This window comes from Cryobacterium sp. Sr8, assembly GCF_004403225.1.
GTDB classification, from domain to species: Bacteria; Actinomycetota; Actinomycetes; order Actinomycetales; family Microbacteriaceae; genus Cryobacterium; species Cryobacterium psychrotolerans.
In genome coordinates, this window is the sequence record NZ_SOHO01000049.1 from 64,039 (window position 1) to 79,789 (window position 15,751).

13 protein-coding genes are annotated in these 15,751 nt (G+C 69.4%); 4 read left to right on the forward strand and 9 right to left on the reverse strand.

Annotated features, from left to right (window positions below; genetic code table 11):
* The first annotated feature begins 51 nt into the window (after positions 1 to 51).
* From aceB to allB, 4 genes are read left to right on the forward strand one after another with little or no spacing between them, the layout of a single operon-like run.
* On the forward strand, positions 52 to 1,650 hold the full coding sequence (aceB, locus tag E3T54_RS10600; RefSeq protein WP_134475676.1) for a malate synthase A: 1,599 nt from the start codon (positions 52 to 54) through the stop codon (positions 1,648 to 1,650).
* Positions 1,651 to 1,653: 3 nt separating this feature from the next.
* A complete protein-coding gene (locus tag E3T54_RS10605) occupies positions 1,654 to 2,976 on the forward strand; it encodes an aldolase (RefSeq protein ID WP_134475637.1) in 1,323 nt (440 codons plus the stop codon).
* Positions 2,973 to 3,785 carry a bifunctional allantoicase/(S)-ureidoglycine aminohydrolase gene (locus E3T54_RS10610; RefSeq protein WP_134475638.1) on the forward strand — a complete coding sequence of 271 codons (813 nt, stop codon included), beginning with the start codon at positions 2,973 to 2,975 and terminating at the stop codon, positions 3,783 to 3,785. The genes E3T54_RS10605 and E3T54_RS10610 overlap by 4 nt, the downstream gene beginning before the upstream one ends.
* A gap of 2 nt (positions 3,786 to 3,787) precedes the next feature.
* Positions 3,788 to 5,164: an allantoinase AllB gene (gene allB, locus E3T54_RS10615; protein WP_134475639.1), complete on the forward strand. Its 1,377-nt coding sequence runs from the start codon at positions 3,788 to 3,790 to the stop codon at positions 5,162 to 5,164.
* Here the strand turns inward: allB and xdhC are convergent.
* The 9 genes from xdhC to E3T54_RS10660 all read right to left on the reverse strand — a co-directional run bounded on the left by xdhC (position 5,144) and on the right by E3T54_RS10660 (position 15,622).
* Entirely contained in the window at positions 5,144 to 5,968 is an 825-nt protein-coding gene (gene xdhC, locus E3T54_RS10620) for a xanthine dehydrogenase accessory protein XdhC (RefSeq protein ID WP_134475640.1), read from the reverse strand. The two genes, allB and xdhC, sit on opposite strands and share 21 nt — an antisense overlap.
* Position 5,969: 1 nt before the next feature.
* Positions 5,970 to 8,369 carry a xanthine dehydrogenase molybdopterin binding subunit gene (gene xdhB / locus E3T54_RS10625; protein WP_134475641.1) on the reverse strand — a complete coding sequence of 800 codons (2,400 nt, stop codon included), beginning with the start codon at positions 8,367 to 8,369 and terminating at the stop codon, positions 5,970 to 5,972.
* Complete coding sequence (locus tag E3T54_RS10630; RefSeq protein WP_134475642.1) at positions 8,366 to 9,850, reverse strand: xanthine dehydrogenase small subunit; 1,485 nt, start codon at positions 9,848 to 9,850, stop codon at positions 8,366 to 8,368. Before E3T54_RS10630 ends, xdhB begins: the two co-directional genes overlap by 4 nt.
* 79 nt (positions 9,851 to 9,929) lie before the next feature.
* Positions 9,930 to 10,415 carry a nucleoside deaminase gene (locus tag E3T54_RS10635; RefSeq protein WP_134475643.1) on the reverse strand — a complete coding sequence of 162 codons (486 nt, stop codon included), beginning with the start codon at positions 10,413 to 10,415 and terminating at the stop codon, positions 9,930 to 9,932.
* A gap of 42 nt (positions 10,416 to 10,457) precedes the next feature.
* The gene (gene pucL / locus E3T54_RS10640; RefSeq protein ID WP_092324051.1) at positions 10,458 to 11,372 is read right to left on the reverse strand and encodes a factor-independent urate hydroxylase; all 915 of its coding nucleotides are present in this window, start codon (positions 11,370 to 11,372) and stop codon (positions 10,458 to 10,460) included.
* A gap of 2 nt (positions 11,373 to 11,374) precedes the next feature.
* A complete protein-coding gene (gene uraH, locus E3T54_RS10645) occupies positions 11,375 to 11,713 on the reverse strand; it encodes a hydroxyisourate hydrolase (RefSeq protein WP_134475644.1) in 339 nt (112 codons plus the stop codon).
* Positions 11,710 to 12,207 (reverse strand): 2-oxo-4-hydroxy-4-carboxy-5-ureidoimidazoline decarboxylase, encoded by a 498-nt coding sequence (gene uraD / locus E3T54_RS10650; protein WP_134475645.1) that lies wholly within the window; start codon positions 12,205 to 12,207, stop codon positions 11,710 to 11,712. The genes uraH and uraD overlap by 4 nt, the downstream gene beginning before the upstream one ends.
* A 131-nt stretch (positions 12,208 to 12,338) precedes the next feature.
* Positions 12,339 to 13,385, reverse strand: a complete 1,047-nt coding sequence (locus tag E3T54_RS10655; protein WP_134475646.1) for a zinc-dependent alcohol dehydrogenase family protein — start codon at positions 13,383 to 13,385, stop codon at positions 12,339 to 12,341.
* A gap of 44 nt (positions 13,386 to 13,429) precedes the next feature.
* Positions 13,430 to 15,622, reverse strand: a complete 2,193-nt coding sequence (locus E3T54_RS10660; RefSeq protein ID WP_134475647.1) for an ATP-dependent Clp protease ATP-binding subunit — start codon at positions 15,620 to 15,622, stop codon at positions 13,430 to 13,432.
* Between the last annotated feature and the right edge of the window lie 129 nt (positions 15,623 to 15,751).

Below are 15,751 nucleotides of genomic sequence, written 5' to 3' on the forward strand. Positions count from 1 at the left end.
CGCAGGATAGACAATAATATCCGTAATATGAAAGAACCTAGCGGAACGATGATGCCGCTGACACTCACTGACGCGCGCCCGGTCGCCCGCGCCGAGGAAATTCTCACCCAGGAGGCGCTGGCCTTCATCGAAGACCTGAACCGCCGCTTCGCTCCCCGACGGAGTGAACTTCTCGGCGAACGGAAGGCCAGGCGCGACACCGTGGCCGCCACGGGCAGGCTGGACTTCCTGCCGGAGACCGCCTCGGTGCGCGCCGGCGATTGGCAGGTCGCCGCGGCTCCCGCGGCCCTGCGCGACCGCCGGGTCGAAATCACCGGCCCGGCCTCGCCGGCCAAAATGGCCATCAACGCGCTCAACTCAGGGGCCCGTGTGTGGCTGGCGGACCTCGAGGATGCCAGCTGCCCGACCTGGCCCAACGTGGTCGACGGCATCCTGAACCTGCGCGACGCAGCCGCCGGAACCCTCGCCTGCACCTCGCCGGAAGGCAAGGAATACCTGCTGCGCACCGACGCCTCTCCCGCCGTGGTCATCACCCGGCCGCGCGGGTGGCACATGGTCGAACGCCACGTGCTGATCGACGGCGAGCCCGCGGTGGCAGCGCTCGTGGACTTCGGCCTGCACTTCTTCCACACAGCGAAACTGCTGCTGGCGGCTGGCCGTGGACCGTACTACTACCTGCCCAAGATGGAGAGCCATCTCGAGGCCAGGCTCTGGAACGACATCTTCGTTTTCGCCCAGGACTACCTGGGCGTGCCGCAGGGCAGCATCCGTGCCACGGTCCTGATCGAGACCATCCCGGCGGCCTTCGAAATGGACGAGATCCTCTTCGAGCTTCGCGACCACGCCTCGGGCCTCAATGCCGGACGCTGGGACTACCTGTTCAGCATCGTGAAATACTTCCGCGATGCGGGCCCGGCGTTCATCCTGCCGGACCGATCCTCGATCTCCATGACGGCGCCATTCATGCGCGCGTACACCGAGCTGCTGGTCAAGACCTGTCACCGGCGCGGCGCCTTCGCCATGGGCGGCATGGCTGCGGTCATCCCGAACCGGCGCGAACCCGCGGTCACGGAGGAGGCCTTCCGCAAGGTCAGGGCGGACAAGGTTCGCGAGGCGCTCGACGGCTTCGACGGCTCCTGGGTGGCTCACCCCGACCTCGTGCCCGTCTGCCAGGAGGTGTTCGACGACGTTCTCGGCGAGCGCCCCAACCAGCTCGACAAGGCGCGCCCCGAGGTTACCGTGACGGCGGATCAGCTGCTCGACATTGCCTCCGCGGCCGGCCAGGTGACCGAGGCCGGGCTGAGGCTGAACCTTTACGTGGCCGTGGCGTACACCGCCGCCTGGATCTCCGGAAACGGGGCCGTCGCCATCCACAACCTGATGGAGGATGCCGCGACGGCAGAGATCTCCCGGTCCCAGGTCTGGCAACAGATCCGCAACGGTGTCACGCTCAGTGACACGGGGCGCACGGTGACCCGCGAACTCGTCACCCGGATTCTCGGCGAGGAGACGGAGAGACTTCGCTCGGAAGTGGGCGAGGAGGCCTTCAACGCGTTCTACCGGCCGGCCGGCGAGCTGATTGGGGAGATCTGCCTCTCTCCGGAGTACACGGATTTCCTCACCACGCCCGCCTACGAGCTGATCGACTGACCCGTGGGCGCAGCCACCTCCCTCTCCGCCGCTGATCTGCGGCAGATTGACACCCAGCTGGCCGCCACCGACACCCTGCTGGACACGAACTACCCCGGTGACGACGGCAGCCGCCAGCCGGTGCACACCGTCTACGTCCCGGCGGACCTGTTCGCGCCGGGCCTGGCCGCCGAGTGGGGAGGGCAGGCCCTGCACGCCGCGGCCGCCCGCGGCGGCCTGGCCCGGCTGGGGTCGCTTCTGGGGTTCGCCGATGACCTCGCCGAAGCGATCTCGACTCGCGTCGAGACGAAGCTTTCGAGCGAACCGATCGAGGACCTGCGGCTGGACTTCGAGGATGGCTACGGAAACCGCGGCGACGAGGCGGAAGACGAGGACGCGGCGAACGCAGCGCGGCTGGTGGCCCGGTCGGTGGCCGAGGGCACCGCTCCGCCCTTCATCGGGATCCGCTTCAAGGGCCTGGAGACGTCCACGCGTGCCCGAGGGCTGCGCACCCTGGACCTGTTCATCTCGGGCCTGGTCACGGCGGGCGAGCTCCCCGACGGCCTGGTGCTGACGCTGCCCAAGGTCACGACGGTGGACCAGGTGCAGGCGATGGGCTACGCCGTTGGCCGGCTGGAGGACGTGCACTCGCTGCCCGCCGGCCGGTTGCGCTTCGAGGTGCAGGTTGAGACACCGCAGCTGATCCTCGGCCCGGACGGAACCTCGCCGGTGGCCCGACTGGCGCACGCTGTGCCCGGGCGGATCAGCGGGCTGCACTACGGAACCTACGACTACAGCGCCTCGCTGCAGATCTCGGCCGAATACCAGTCGATGGAGCATCCGGTCGCGGACTTCGCCAAGGAGGTCATGCAGCTGGCGGTTGCCGGCACCGGCATCCGGCTCTCGGATGGTTCCACCAACGTCATTCCGGTGGGCGACGGCGTCGATGACGCCTGGCGCTTGCACGGCCGGCTGGTTCGACGGTCGCTGGAGCGTGGCTACTACCAGGGCTGGGACCTGCACGCGGCGCAGCTGCCGAGCCGATTCGCCGCCACCTTCGGCTTCTACCGGCAGGGACTGCCCGCCGCTGCGCTCCGGCTGCGCGCGTATGCGGACCTGACCGCCCGGGACAGGGCCGCCCCGGTCGGGGCCGGAAGCGGCATCCTGGACGAGCCGGCGACGGCACGCTCCCTGGCGGGGTTCGTGCTTCGCGGTGTGCAGTGCGGCGCAGTCGGCGCCGAGGAGGCCCTGGCCGTGACCGGCCTGGGCCTGGCCAGGCTCACCCTGCTTGCCCATCCGCGATTGGATGCCGGTAGCCTTGCCGGAACTCCGGGAGCAGACGCATGAGCAACTATTATTCCCCAGAGGGCGGCCTGCCCGCCCAGACCGCGCTCCTCACCGACCGCGCGGTGGTCAAGGCGGCGTACACGGTTATCCCGAGGGGCGTGCTGCGGGACATCGTCACCAGCAACCTCCCCGGCTGGGAGAACACCCGGGCGTGGATCCTGGCCAGGCCGATCGCCGGCTTCGCCACCACCTTCGCCCAGTACATCGTCGAGGTGGCGCCCGGCGGCTGCAGCGCGAAGCCGGAGCCAGAGGCCGGCGTCGAATCCGTTCTCTTCCTCACCAGGGGCACGCTCACGCTGACGCTCGACGGCACCGAACACACGCTGGAACCGGGCGCCTATGTCTACACGGCGGCCGGGGCGCGGTGGTCGGTGAGAAACGACGGCGACGAACCCGCGACCTTCCAGTGGGTGCGCAAGGCCTACGAGCCGCTCGAGGGCTACACGGCCACGTCATTCGTCACCAGCGATGCCGCCGTGACGCCCTCGGCCATGCCGGACACGGACAACCGGTGGTCGACCACCCGCTTCGTCGACCCGAACGACCTGGCCCACGACATGCACGTCAATATCGTCACGTTCGAGCCCGGCGCCGTCATCCCGTTCGCCGAAACCCATGTGATGGAGCACGGCATCTTCGTGCTCGAGGGCAAGGCCGTCTACCGGCTCAATGACGACTGGGTCGAGGTGGAGGCAGGCGACTTCATGTGGCTGCGCGCGTTCTGCCCCCAGGCCTGCTACGCCGGCGGCCCCGGGCAGTTCCGCTACCTCCTGTACAAAGACGTCAACCGGCAGATCCGCCTGACCTGACGATGAGCGCCAGGCCTGAAGACACCGCGCCGACGGGCCCCGCGGCCCGCGGGTTCGACCTGGTCATCCGCGCCTCAAGGATCCTGACCCCCGCCGGCATCGTGTCCGCCGAGGTCGGCATCCGCGCCGGAGTGATCGCCCGGATCGAGCCGCTGGGCAGCGGTTTGGACGGGGTCAGCACGATTGAGCTGACGGCCGACGAAACCCTGATCCCCGGCCTGGTCGACACCCACGTGCACGTCAATGAGCCCGGACGCACGGAGTGGGAAGGCTTCGCGTCGGCCACCCGGGCCGCCGCGGCCGGCGGTGTCACCACGATCATCGACATGCCGCTGAACAGCATCCCGCCGACGACGACCGCCCGGGCGCTGGAACTCAAGCGCAGCGTGGCGCAGGGCCAGTGCTTCGTCGACGTCGGTTTCTGGGGCGGCGCCGTCCCCGGCAACACGGCGGAGCTGCGCGGGCTGCACGACGCCGGCGTGTTCGGCTTCAAGTGCTTCCTGCTGCCGTCGGGGGTGGACGAGTTCCCCCCTCTCGAGCCGGCCGAGATGGAGGCGGACATGGCCCTGATCAGCGGATTGAACTCCGTGCTGATCGTTCACGCCGAGGATGCCCGCACGATCGACCGGGCGCCGGCCGCCGCGGGCGACCACTACGACACCTTCCTCGCCTCCCGACCGCGGGCGGCCGAGAACCTCGCCATCGCCGACGTCATCGAACGCGCGCGCCGGACCGGTGCGCGCGCGCACATCCTGCACCTGAGCTCCTCGGACGCGCTGCCGATGATCGCCGGCGCCAGGCGCGACGGGGTGAAGCTGACGGTGGAGACCTGCCCGCACTACCTGACCCTGACGGCCGAGGAAATCCCCGACGGCGCGACGGCGTTCAAGTGCTGCCCGCCGATCCGCGAAGCCTCCAATCGCGACCTGCTCTGGCAGGGCCTGACGGAGGGCGTCATCGATTGCATCGTGTCCGACCACTCCCCGAGCACGCTTGACCTGAAAGACCCGGCGAACGGTGACTTCGCGGTCGCCTGGGGCGGGGTGTCCTCCCTGCAGCTGGGCCTCTCCCTGGTCTGGACAGAGGCCCGGACCAGAGGGATCAGCCTCGAACGGGTGCTCGGCTGGATGTCCACCACCCCGGCGAACCTCGCCCGGCTCACCCGGAAGGGACGGCTCTCCGTCGGATCCGACGCGGACATGGCCATCTTCGGCGCCGAGGACACATTCGTCGTCGACGCCCGGAAGCTCAACCACAAGAATCCGATCACTCCCTACGACGGCCGGACGCTGACCGGCGTCGTGCGCAGGACGTTCCTCTGCGGCCGGGAAGTCGACGGCCGGACGCCGACCGGCAGGCTACTGCGCCGCGGGACCTGAGCCGGCCGGCACGGTTTCGAAGCGCTGGAGCAGCTCGGCCGCCACGCTGACGGCGATGGCCGCGGGATCCTTCGAGGTGATCCCCGGCAGGCCGATCGGAGTGTGGATGCGGGCCAGATCTTCCGGCGTGTGGCCCTCGTCGGCCAGGCGCTGCTGGAAACGCCGCCATTTGGCGCTCGAACCGATCAGGCCGATGGACGCCAGCTCGGGGAACCGGAGCGCGACGTCGCAGAGCGCCACATCCTCCGCATGGTCGTGGGTCATGATCAGGACATGCGTGCCGGCCGGAAGCAGCTCGAAAACCACCTCCGGAACCGGTGCGTGATGCACGCGAAGGCGGGCAGTACTCCCGCCCAGGACGGCGAGTCGATCCTCGGCGAGCTGGTCGGCGCGGGAGTCGACCAGGTGCAGGTCCAGGTCATGGCGGCTGAGAATCCGAGCCAGCTCGAGGCCCACATGCCCCAGACCGAAGATGACGACGGCGGGCACAACCCTGATCGGTTCCACCAGCAGCACCACCTCTCCCCCACAACACTGCACGCCGTGCACGGCCGGGGCCTTGTCGCTCAGCTGGACGGTCATCAACTCCGGCTCGGCGGCATCCGCGGCAATCAGGGTCCTGGCCCGCTCGATCGCGGTTTCCTCGAGGTTGCCGCCGCCGATTGTCCCCCAGGCCTCGTGCGCGGAGACGACCATCTTCGCGCCGCCGTTCCTCGGTGCGTGCCCGCGCACCGCCGCGACCGTGACGATGACCCCGGCCAGCCGGTTCGCACGCAGATGTTCCACCGCGTCGATCCACGCCATGTCAGGTGTCCGTCAGGGCGGGAGCGCGTTCGGCGCCGCTCGTGCCCTGCGTCGGCGCCTCAGCCTCGACGGCCGCGCGCGCCGCCGTCAGGGCCCAGAACACGGCCTCGGGTGTCGCCGGGGAAGCCAGCTCCACGCTGTGCCCGGCCGGCCCGAAGCCGGCAACGGCCTGGCGCAGCGCCTCGCGGACGCTGAGGGCGAGCATCACCGGCGGCTCGCCCACGGCCTTGGAGCCATAGATCGCACCGTCTTCGGTGGCCCGCTCGAACAGCGTGACGTTGAATTCGTCCGGCATCTCCGACAGGCTCGGCAGCTTGTAGGTGCTGGCCGACTGGGTGAGCAGGCGTCCTCGACCCGGGCCGTCGCCGGCATCCCAGCGAAGATCCTCCAGGGTGAGCCAGCCGGCGCCCTGCACGAAGCCACCCTCCACCTGGCCGATGTCGATGATCGGGGACAGGGAGTCGCCCACGTCGTGCACGATGTCGACCCGGCGCACCCGGTACGCCCCCGTGAACCCGTCCACCTCGACCTCGGTCGCGGCGGCTCCGTAGGCGAAGTACTTGAACGGCTCCCCCTGCATCGCCTTCTGGTCCCAGTAGAGCCCCTCCGTTCGGTAGAAGCCGGCCGCCCACAGCTGCACGCGCTGCAGGTACGCCTCCCCCGCCACCTCGGCGAAGCCGATGTCCTGGCCGGCGCCCAGACCCAGGGCGCTCACCCTGCCGCGGGTAAACCGCACGTCCTGGGAGTGCGCGCCGAGCATCCGGCCCGCGACGTCAGCCATCCGCGCAAGAATCTGATCGCAGGCGTTCTTGATGGCGCCACCGTTGAGGTCGGAGCTGGAACTGGCCGCCGTCGCCGAGGTGTTGGGTACCTTGTCCGTGCGAGTGGGCGCCAGCCGCACCGCCGACAGGGGAACGCCGAGGGCGGTTGACGCAACCTGCAGCATCTTCGTGTGCAGGCCCTGGCCCATCTCGGTGCCACCGTGATTGATGAGCACGGATCCGTCCTTGTAGACGTGCACCAGGGCGCCGGCCTGGTTGAACGCGGTGAAGTTGAAGGAGATCCCGAACTTGACCGGCGTCAGCGCCAGCGCGCGTTTCAGGTGCGGACTGGCCGCGTTGAATGCCCGGGCCTCCTCCGTCCTCCGCGCGAGGGCGCTGCTGTGGACCAGCTGGGTCCAGATCGCGCCCAGCCGTTCGGCGTGGCGCACCGGCTGTCCGTACGGCGTCAACTGGCCCGGGGCGTAGAAGTTCTTCCGTCGAAGCTCGGCCGGGTCGATGCCGAGCAGCGGGGCGCACCGACCGAGGATGTCTTCGATCATGAACATGCCCTGCGGTCCGCCAAAGCCCCGGAACGCCGTCTGCGAGGTCTTGTTCGTCTTCACGATCCGGCCGCGGGCTTCGATCGCGGGGATCCAGTAGGCATTGTCGATGTGGCAGAGCGCACGGCTCAAGACGGGTTCGGACAGGTCGAGGCTCCAGCCGCCGTCTGCGGTCAGCGTGGCTTTCAGCCCCAGCAGCAGCCCGTCCTCGGAGAAGCCGACCCGCCAGGAGGCGTGGAACGGGTGTCGCTTGCCCGTCAGGGTCAGGTCCTGGGTTCGGGTGAGCCGCAGCCGCACCGGCCGGCCGGTCAGCAGGGCGCCGAGCGCGGCCACCGCGGCGAATCCGTGCGGCTGCATCTCCTTGCCGCCGAACGCTCCGCCCATCCGCAGGCACTGCACCGTCACCGCGTTGCTGCTGAGCCCGAGCACGTGGGCCACGATTGCCTGCGTCTCGGAGGGGTGCTGGGTGCTGCACTGCACGAACACCCGTCCGTCGTCTTCGACCTGCGCCAGCGCGGCCTGGGTCTCGAGGTAGAAGTGTTCCTGCCCTCCGACCTCACTCTCGCCCTCGAACACCCGGGCGGCCTCGGCCAGTGCCGCGTCGGCGTCTCCGCGTCGCACGGTGCGGGTCTCGCCCTGGAACGACTCGGCCGTGATGGCCTCCGACAGGGTCACCACCGAGGTCAGCACCTCATACTCGACCTGCACGGCGTCGGCGCCGAGCCGGGCGGCCTCAGTGGATTCGGCCAGGACCCAGCACAGCGCCTGACCGTAGAACATGACTTCCGTGGGGAACAACGGCTCGTCGTGCTTGATCCCGGAATCGTTGATGCCGGGCACGTCGTCGGCGGTGAGCACCCGGACGACGCCGGGAACGCCGAGGGCGCCGTCGGTGCGCAACACGCTCACGCGGGCATGGGCATGGGTGGACTGAACCGGCCAGGCGGTCAGCACCCCGGCCGTGCGGGATGCCAGGTCGTCGGTGAAGATCGCCCGCCCGGTCGCGTGCAGGATCGCGCTTTCGTGCGGCACGGGCAGGCCGACCGCCGGGTCGACCGGGCGATCCGAGAGGGCACTCATGACAGGGCCTCCCCGGTGGCTTCGGTGTAGAACTTGAGCATCGCCTGGACGAGCATGGCCTTGCGGTAGGCGGCGCTTGCCCGGTGGTCGTCCAGGGGGGTCCCCTCGTCGCCGAGCGCGGCCGCGGCCCTGCGCACGGCCGGGGCCGCCCACGGTTGGCCTTCCAGGGCCTGCTCGGTTGCCCGCGCGCGCAGCGGGGTTGCCGCCACGCCGCCCAGGCCGATGCGGGCCCGTGTCACCAGGCCGTCGTCGACGTCGATGGCGAAGGCCACGGCCACACTCGAGATGTCGTCGAACCGGCGCTTCGCTATTTTGTGGAACGCGGTGGTCCCCGCCAGCGGCAGCGGTATCCGGATCGCCCGGAGAATCTCGTCCGGGCGGCGCACGGACCTGCGATAGCCGGTGAAGTAGTCGCTGAGCTCGACCTCGCGCTCGCCCACCGTCGAGGCCAGGACGACCACCGCGTCCAGGGCCAGGAGGGCCGGCGGGCTGTCGCCGATGGGAGAGCCGGTGCCCAGGTTGCCGCCGAAGGTCGCACGATTGCGGATGAGCCGGGACGCGAACTGGGGGATCATGTCGCCAAGCAGAGGCACCCGGCCGGCCAGGGCGCTCTCGACCTCAGACAGCGGCACGGCCGCGCCGATCTCGATGAACCGGTCCCCGAATTCCAGGGTGCGAAGCTCCCCGATCGCATCGATGGCGAGCACGAGCGGGCTGCGGCGGCCGCGCAGATTGACTTCCACGCCCCAGTCCGTCGACCCGGCGATCAGCACCGCGGTCGGATTCTCGGCCAGCAGGCCGACCGCCTCGGCCAGCGTCCGCGGGCGCACGAATTTCCCGTCGGGAGCCTCCAGCACCGTTGCCGCCGGCCGCGGGGGCGGGAGGTCCCGCCGGGCGGCGAGCTCGTCGCCGGCCTGCGGGGCGCCGAGGGCGTAGGCGGCGTCGCGGATCGGGCGGTACCCGGTGCACCGGCAGAGATTGCCGGCCAGCGCATGAAGATCGAACCCGTTCGGGCCGCGTTCTCCGCACGGGGCATCGTCGCTGAGGTCGCCTCCCGGCTGCCGGTCCCGCCGGTAGAATTCGGCCGCCATGCTGCAGGCGAAACCCGGAGTGCAGTATCCGCACTGGGAGCCGCCTGCTGCGGCGAGTCCGGCCTGGACCGGGTGAAGCGCTGCCGGCGTGCCCAGTCCCTCTGCTGTCACCAGCTCCTGGCCGTCGAGCGCCGCGACCGGGATCAGGCACGCGTTGACCGCCGCCCAGGCGGTGCCGCCCGAACCGTCGGCCTGGCCGACGAGCACTGCGCACGCGCCGCACTCACCCTCGGCGCAGCCTTCCTTGCTGCCGGACAGGCCGTTCTCCCGCAGCCACTCGAGGGCCGTCGCGTGTGCACGCACACCGGCCAACGAGCGTCGTTGCCCGTTCACAGTCACGCTGGATTCATAGGTCACACTGGATTCATAGTTCACGCTTGGATCATCCATGGTCCCCGCTCCTTTTCGTACCTTCCCCCAGGATGACAATGTAAGCCATCGTGACGACGGGCACACTGACATCCCGGACCTAATATGCGATCCGGTCGGGGGTGCTCAGCCAGACGCTGAAGGGTTCCGTGGCGTCATCGCCGAGGCCGATCCGCTTGATCGGCATGATGCTGTCCTCGCCGCCGGGGTTCTCGAAGTAGTCGTAGAAGACCGCGTCATCGAACCCCGCTCCGGCCGCATCGTCACGGTCGGCCGCGAAGAACACCGTGCCGATGCGCGCCCACAGGGCCGAGGAGAGACACATCGGGCACGGTTCGCAGCTCGCGTACAACGTCGCCCCGGTGAGGTCGAACGTGCCGAGACCCTGGCAGGCCGCCCTGATTGCGGTCACCTCGGCATGGGCCGTGGGGTCCAGGTTCGCGGTGACCCGGTTCACTCCCTCGAACACGCGGCCGTCCGGCGCGACGACGAGGGCCCCGAAAGGCCCGCCGCTGCTCCGGACGTTGTCGGTGGCGAGTTGCACGGCCTGCCTCAGCAGCAGTGCCTCCTGGTGCGATGCATCCATGGGACTGGGCTCCTTAATTCTTTTGAACCGTGAATTCCGGGACTAACAGAAGCCGGCCATGCCCTCCCAGGCGGCTGCGGCATCGGTTGCGTCATCGCGCTGCACGACGGCCTCGATCAGGCCGTACGGGCGGTCGGCGGCGAAGAAGACCTCGCCGGGGTTGTCGAGGTCGAACGGCGAGAGGTCGACCAGGTAATGGTGGCGGTTGGGCATCGAGAACTTGATCTCGTCGATCTCGGGGTGAGCCTCGAGAACGGCCTTGCCCATCTGGAACAGGGTCTGCTGCAGGGCGTGGGAATGCTTGTCGGCGAAGGCCCTGAGCAGCACGCGTCGCACGTCCGCGTAGACCGCGTCGTAATCGAGCCCTGCGGTGTTGTAGCGCCAGCGGGCGGTGACCGAGGTGGCGAGGATGCGATCGGTGGCGTCCTGCAGGGTCGTGTACACGTCGCGGGGGAAGCCGGTGAACTGCGACCCGGTGGATTTGAGCACCGAGAGGTCCTTCAGGCCGGCGATGACCGTGGGTGCGCCGCCTCCGTCGATCGTGACGGTGGCGGTGCGGATTTCGGTGCCGCCACGGACGAAGGCGTGGTCATGGGTGCTTTCGCCGTCTTCGTTGCCCATGTCGATGTGGGCCCAGGAGTACTTTTCGGCCGCCCAGCGGCCGCCGGTGACCCACTCGAAGTCGTCAACGAAATGCCGGGCGAGGCGAAGGAGGAGATCCTCGGGGGCGCCGACGCCGTCCCTGGCGAAGGCGAAGGCCGTGTTCTTCTGGGTGTCCGTGGCAATGACGTGCGCGTTGTCGCCCTCGACGTGGGCCGCCTCGAAGTCGCCGCGCAGCTGGGAGGTGATGCTCAGGTCTTCGATCTCGTGGCGCGCCGTGTCCCTGGTCACCTTGACGAGGCGCACCTCGGCCTTCCCATACTGGTTGGCGCCGAGAACGATGCTGCCGTGTGCCATGGTCAGCTTCCCCTGTAGGTCGAGTATGCGAATGGGCTGAGCAGCAGAGGTACGTGGTAGTGCTGCGCGGGGTCGGTGACCTCGAAATCGATCGACACCACGGGGTAGAACGTGTCTCGGCTGGTTCCGGCGAAGTATTCGCCGGTGGCGAAGCGCAGCCGGTAGGTTCCGCGCTCGAGCAGCTCCGGACCGAGGTCACTCACGCGGCCATCGGCGGCGGTTCGGCCGGCAGCGATCTCGGTGCCGTCCACGTCCAGCAGGGAGACGGCGACGCCTCCGGCCGGACGACCGGTGGCGGCATCCAGAATATGAGTACTGACATGACTACGGAGCTGGCTCACGACGTCAGGATTCCTTCCAGACGGAGCACGGCGATCTCGCGCAGCTGATCCGCGACGACGGGGATCTCCTCCTCGGGTGAGTGCGTCAGCCGGCTCCGCAGCGCAGCAAGGATCTCCTCCGGCGTGCGCCGCGCAGCCCGGATCAGAAAGACTCGCCCGAATCGTTCCTCATAGGCGCGGTTGCCCGCGGCAAGCGCCTCCGCGACGGCGGTGTCCCCTGGATCGATTCCGGCCTGTTCCGAACGGGAGAGCGAGGCTTCGGCGTGCGCGCCGCGCGCCCGCTCCCCGATCCGGGGGTGGCGGGCGAGGGCTCCGTCGATTTCGGCGATCGTCCAGGGCGCTGCGATGTGCCGCGCCACCGTGAGGAGCTCCTCCACGTCGGAGTACGGGCGGGCGTCGACGACGCCATCGACCCACCGGGCGATCTGCACGCACGGGCGCACGGCATCCCGAGCCTGCTCGCGGTCGAGGAGGTTGAACTGTTCAAGCGTCATTGCTTGTTCCCCCTGGCGTAACTTCCACAATGAGAAAGCGCTATGTCATTGCAAGTGAAGTGGCTGGGGGTGGGTCTGTCAAGCATCGACCCGGCCAGGTGCCGCACGAGCGGCACCTGGCTTTCGGGCCGCTAGGGGCGGAGCAGAACCTTGATCGCGCGGCGTTCGTCCATGGCGGCGTAGGCTTCCGCGACCTCCGCCAGCGGCAGTTCGAGGTCGAAGACCCGGCCCGGGTCGATGGCGCCGGAGAGCACCTCGGGCAGCAGCTCCTCGACGTAGCCGCGCACGGGCGCGACGCCGCCGTTGAGGCCGACGTTGCGGCCGAACAGCGGGCGCACGGCGATGGGGCCGCCGGTGGGAACGCCGACGTAGCCGACCATGCCGCCGGGCCTGGCCGACTCGATCGCCTGGTCCATCGACTCCTTCGTGCCGACGCATTCGAGCACGCAGTCCGCGCCGATGCCGTCGAAGAGCTCGCGGATGCGGGCGACGCCGGCCTCGCCACGCTCCTCGACGATGTCGGTCGCCCCGAACTCGCGGGCGACCGCCTGCCGGTCCGCGTGGCGGGACATGGCGACGATCCGGGATGCGCCGAGGCGCTTGGCCGCGATGATGGCGCACAGGCCGACCGCGCCGTCGCCGACGACGACGACCGTGCTGCCCATGGTCACGCCGGCCGAGACGGCCGCGTGGTGGCCGGTGCCCATGACGTCGGAAAGGGCGAGCAGGCCGGGAATCTGGGCGTCGTCCGGCATCGACGGGGTGGCCACGAGCGAGCCGTCGGCGTGCGGCACGCGCACCTTCTCGCCCTGCGCGCCGTCGGCGAAGCCGCCGAGCTGGTCGTCGGATCCCCACCAGCCGCCGTTCAGGCAGGAGGTGCTCACGCCGTTCCGGCAGTTGATGCAGGTGTTGTCGCAGTCGTAGAACGGCGCGATGACGAAGTCGCCCACGGCGACCGTCTTGACATCCGGGCCGATTTCCTCGACCACGCCGACGAATTCGTGGCCGATCCGGTGCGGCTCGGTCGTGGGCTGCACTCCCCGGTAGGGCCAGAGGTCCGAGCCGCAGACGCACGCGGCGACGACGCGCACGATGGCGTCACCCCCGGTGGAGAGGATCGGGTCGGCTACTTCTTCCAGGCGGACGTCTCTCTCGCCGTAAATCACTGTTGCACGCATCCCCCGAGCCTAACCCCCGCGGGCCCGAGGGATCGCTGGACGGTCTAGAGCTCGACGTCGTCGACGTCCTCTTCGCCGGAGGGCACGGGCGGGGCGGCGGCGGATGCGACGGTGAGCGAGTCCCCGTCCGGTGCGAGTTCGACCCGAACCGTGTCACCGTCGCGAACCTCGCCGGACAGCAGCGCCCGGGCCAGCCGGTCGTCGATTTCTTGCTGCATCAGCCTGCGCAGCGGACGCGCGCCGTAGATCGGGTCGTATCCGCGCTCGGCCAGCCAGGCCCGGGCATCCGGGGTCACGGCCAGGTCGAGCCTGCGCTCGGCGAGCCGCCGCTGCAGCCGGTCGACGTTCAGCTCCACGATCCGGCCGAGATCCTCCATCGACAGCGACGAGAACACCACGATGTCGTCGAGGCGGTTCACGAACTCGGGCTTGAAGGACTTGCGCACCAGGTCCCGGACGGCGGTTTCCTTCTGCTCGGGCGAGAGCGTCTGGTCGACCATGAACTGCGAACCGAGGTTCGAGGTGAGCACCATGATCGTGTTGCGGAAGTCGACGGTGCGGCCCTGGCCGTCGGTGAGCCGGCCGTCGTCGAGCACCTGCAGCAGCACGTCGAACACCTCAGGGTGCGCCTTCTCTACCTCGTCGAAGAGGATCACAGAGTACGGCCGCCGGCGCACGGCCTCGGTGAGCTGCCCGCCCTGCTCGTACCCGATGTACCCGGGGGGCGCCCCGACCAGGCGCGATACGGAGAACTTCTCGCCGTACTCGCTCATGTCGATGCGCACCATCGCCTTCTCGTCGTCGAAGAGGAAGTCGGCGAGCGCCTTGGCCAGCTCCGTCTTGCCCACGCCGGTCGGGCCGAGGAACAGGAACGACCCGGTGGGCCGGTCTGGGTCGGAGATCCCGGCCCGGGTGCGGCGCACGGCGTCGGCAACCGCGCGCACGGCATCCTTCTGGCCGATCAGCCGGTGGGCGAGCTCGCCCTCGAGGTTCAGCAGCTTCTCGGTCTCGCCCTGCAGCAGGCGGCCCACCGGGATGCCGGTCCAGGCCGCGACCACGGCGGCGATGTCCTCGGCGGTGACGTGGTCGTTGACCATCCGCGGCCCCTCCGACTCGGTCTTCTCCGCGGCGGCCAGCTCCCGCTGCATCACCGGGATATCGCCGTAGAGCAGGCGGGACGCCTTCTCCAGGTTGCCCTCCCGCTGGGCGCGGTCGGCCTCGCTGCGCGCGGAGTCGAGCCGTTCCTTGAGTTCGCCGACCCGGTTGAGCGAGGCCCGCTCCGTTTCCCAGCGCGCCTGCAGCTCGGAGAGCTTCTCCTGGCGCTCGGCGAGGTCTTCGCGCAGCTTCTGCAGGCGCAACCTGGACGCGTCGTCCTTCTCCTTCTTGAGGGCGAGTTCCTCGAGCCTGAGCCGATCGACGCCGCGCCGCAGCTCGTCGATCTCCACCGGGGCAGAGTCGATTTCCATCCGCAGCCGGCTCGCCGCCTCGTCGATCAGGTCGATGGCCTTGTCCGGCAGCTGCCGGGCCGTGATGTACCGGTTCGACAGGGATGCCGCCGCCACGAGCGCCGAGTCGGCGATCGACACCTTGTGGTGGGCCTCGTAGCGCTCCTTGAGCCCGCGGAGGATGGCCACGGTGTCTTCGACGCTCGGCTCGTCCACGAGCACCGGCTGGAACCGGCGCTCGAGCGCGGCATCCTTCTCGATGAACTCGCGGTATTCGTTCAGGGTGGTCGCGCCGATCAGGCGGAGTTCGCCACGGGCGAGCATGGGCTTGAGCATGTTGGAGGCCGCCACGGAGCCCTCGCCGCCGCCGGCGCCCATCAGGGTGTGCAGCTCGTCGACGAAGGTGATGATCTCCCCCTCCGCGTCGTTGATCTCCTTGAGCACGGCCTTCAGCCGCTCCTCGAACTCACCGCGGTACTTCGCGCCGGCGACGAGCGCGGCCAGGTCGAGGGAGACGAGCTGCTTGCCCTTGAGCGAATCGGCGACGTCGCCGGCTACGATGCGCTGGGCCAGCCCCTCCACGACGGCGGTCTTGCCCACGCCGGGTTCCCCGATGAGCACCGGGTTGTTCTTCGTGCGGCGGGTGAGAACCTGGCTCACCCGGCGAATCTCGGCATCGCGGCCGATCACCGGGTCGAGCTTGCCCGTGCGGGCGATTTCGGTGAGGTTGACCCCGTAGAGCTCCAGGGCGCTCTTCGCTTCCTCCTGGGGCGGCTGCTGTCCGGCTTGCATCGCGAGGGTCTCCTTCAAAGTTGAGTCTGATTGGCTCAGGTTTATCGAGGTTGGGCGATTCCCGCTAGGGCGGACTCTCTCCAGGCCTCCCAGCCGCGCGTGAGAGACTGGACGTCGACTTACGTACGG

Excerpts from the sequence above, each read along its gene's own strand:
- allB (WP_134475639.1), top strand. The coding sequence starts at position 3,788 with ATGAGCGCCAGGCCTGAAGACACCGCGCCGACGGGCCCCGCGGCCCGC.
- xdhB (WP_134475641.1), bottom strand. The coding sequence starts at position 8,369 with ATGAGTGCCCTCTCGGATCGCCCGGTCGACCCGGCGGTCGGCCTGCCC.
- E3T54_RS10660 (WP_134475647.1), bottom strand. The coding sequence starts at position 15,622 with ATGCAAGCCGGACAGCAGCCGCCCCAGGAGGAAGCGAAGAGCGCCCTG.
- pucL (WP_092324051.1), bottom strand. The coding sequence starts at position 11,372 with ATGGCACACGGCAGCATCGTTCTCGGCGCCAACCAGTATGGGAAGGCC.
- xdhC (WP_134475640.1), bottom strand. The coding sequence starts at position 5,968 with ATGGCGTGGATCGACGCGGTGGAACATCTGCGTGCGAACCGGCTGGCC.
- uraD (WP_134475645.1), bottom strand. The coding sequence starts at position 12,207 with ATGACGCTTGAACAGTTCAACCTCCTCGACCGCGAGCAGGCTCGGGAT.
- aceB (WP_134475676.1), top strand. The coding sequence starts at position 52 with ATGCCGCTGACACTCACTGACGCGCGCCCGGTCGCCCGCGCCGAGGAA.
- E3T54_RS10630 (WP_134475642.1), bottom strand. The coding sequence starts at position 9,850 with ATGGATGATCCAAGCGTGAACTATGAATCCAGTGTGACCTATGAATCC.
- E3T54_RS10635 (WP_134475643.1), bottom strand. The coding sequence starts at position 10,415 with ATGGATGCATCGCACCAGGAGGCACTGCTGCTGAGGCAGGCCGTGCAA.
- E3T54_RS10610 (WP_134475638.1), top strand. The coding sequence starts at position 2,973 with ATGAGCAACTATTATTCCCCAGAGGGCGGCCTGCCCGCCCAGACCGCG.
- E3T54_RS10655 (WP_134475646.1), bottom strand. The coding sequence starts at position 13,385 with ATGCGTGCAACAGTGATTTACGGCGAGAGAGACGTCCGCCTGGAAGAA.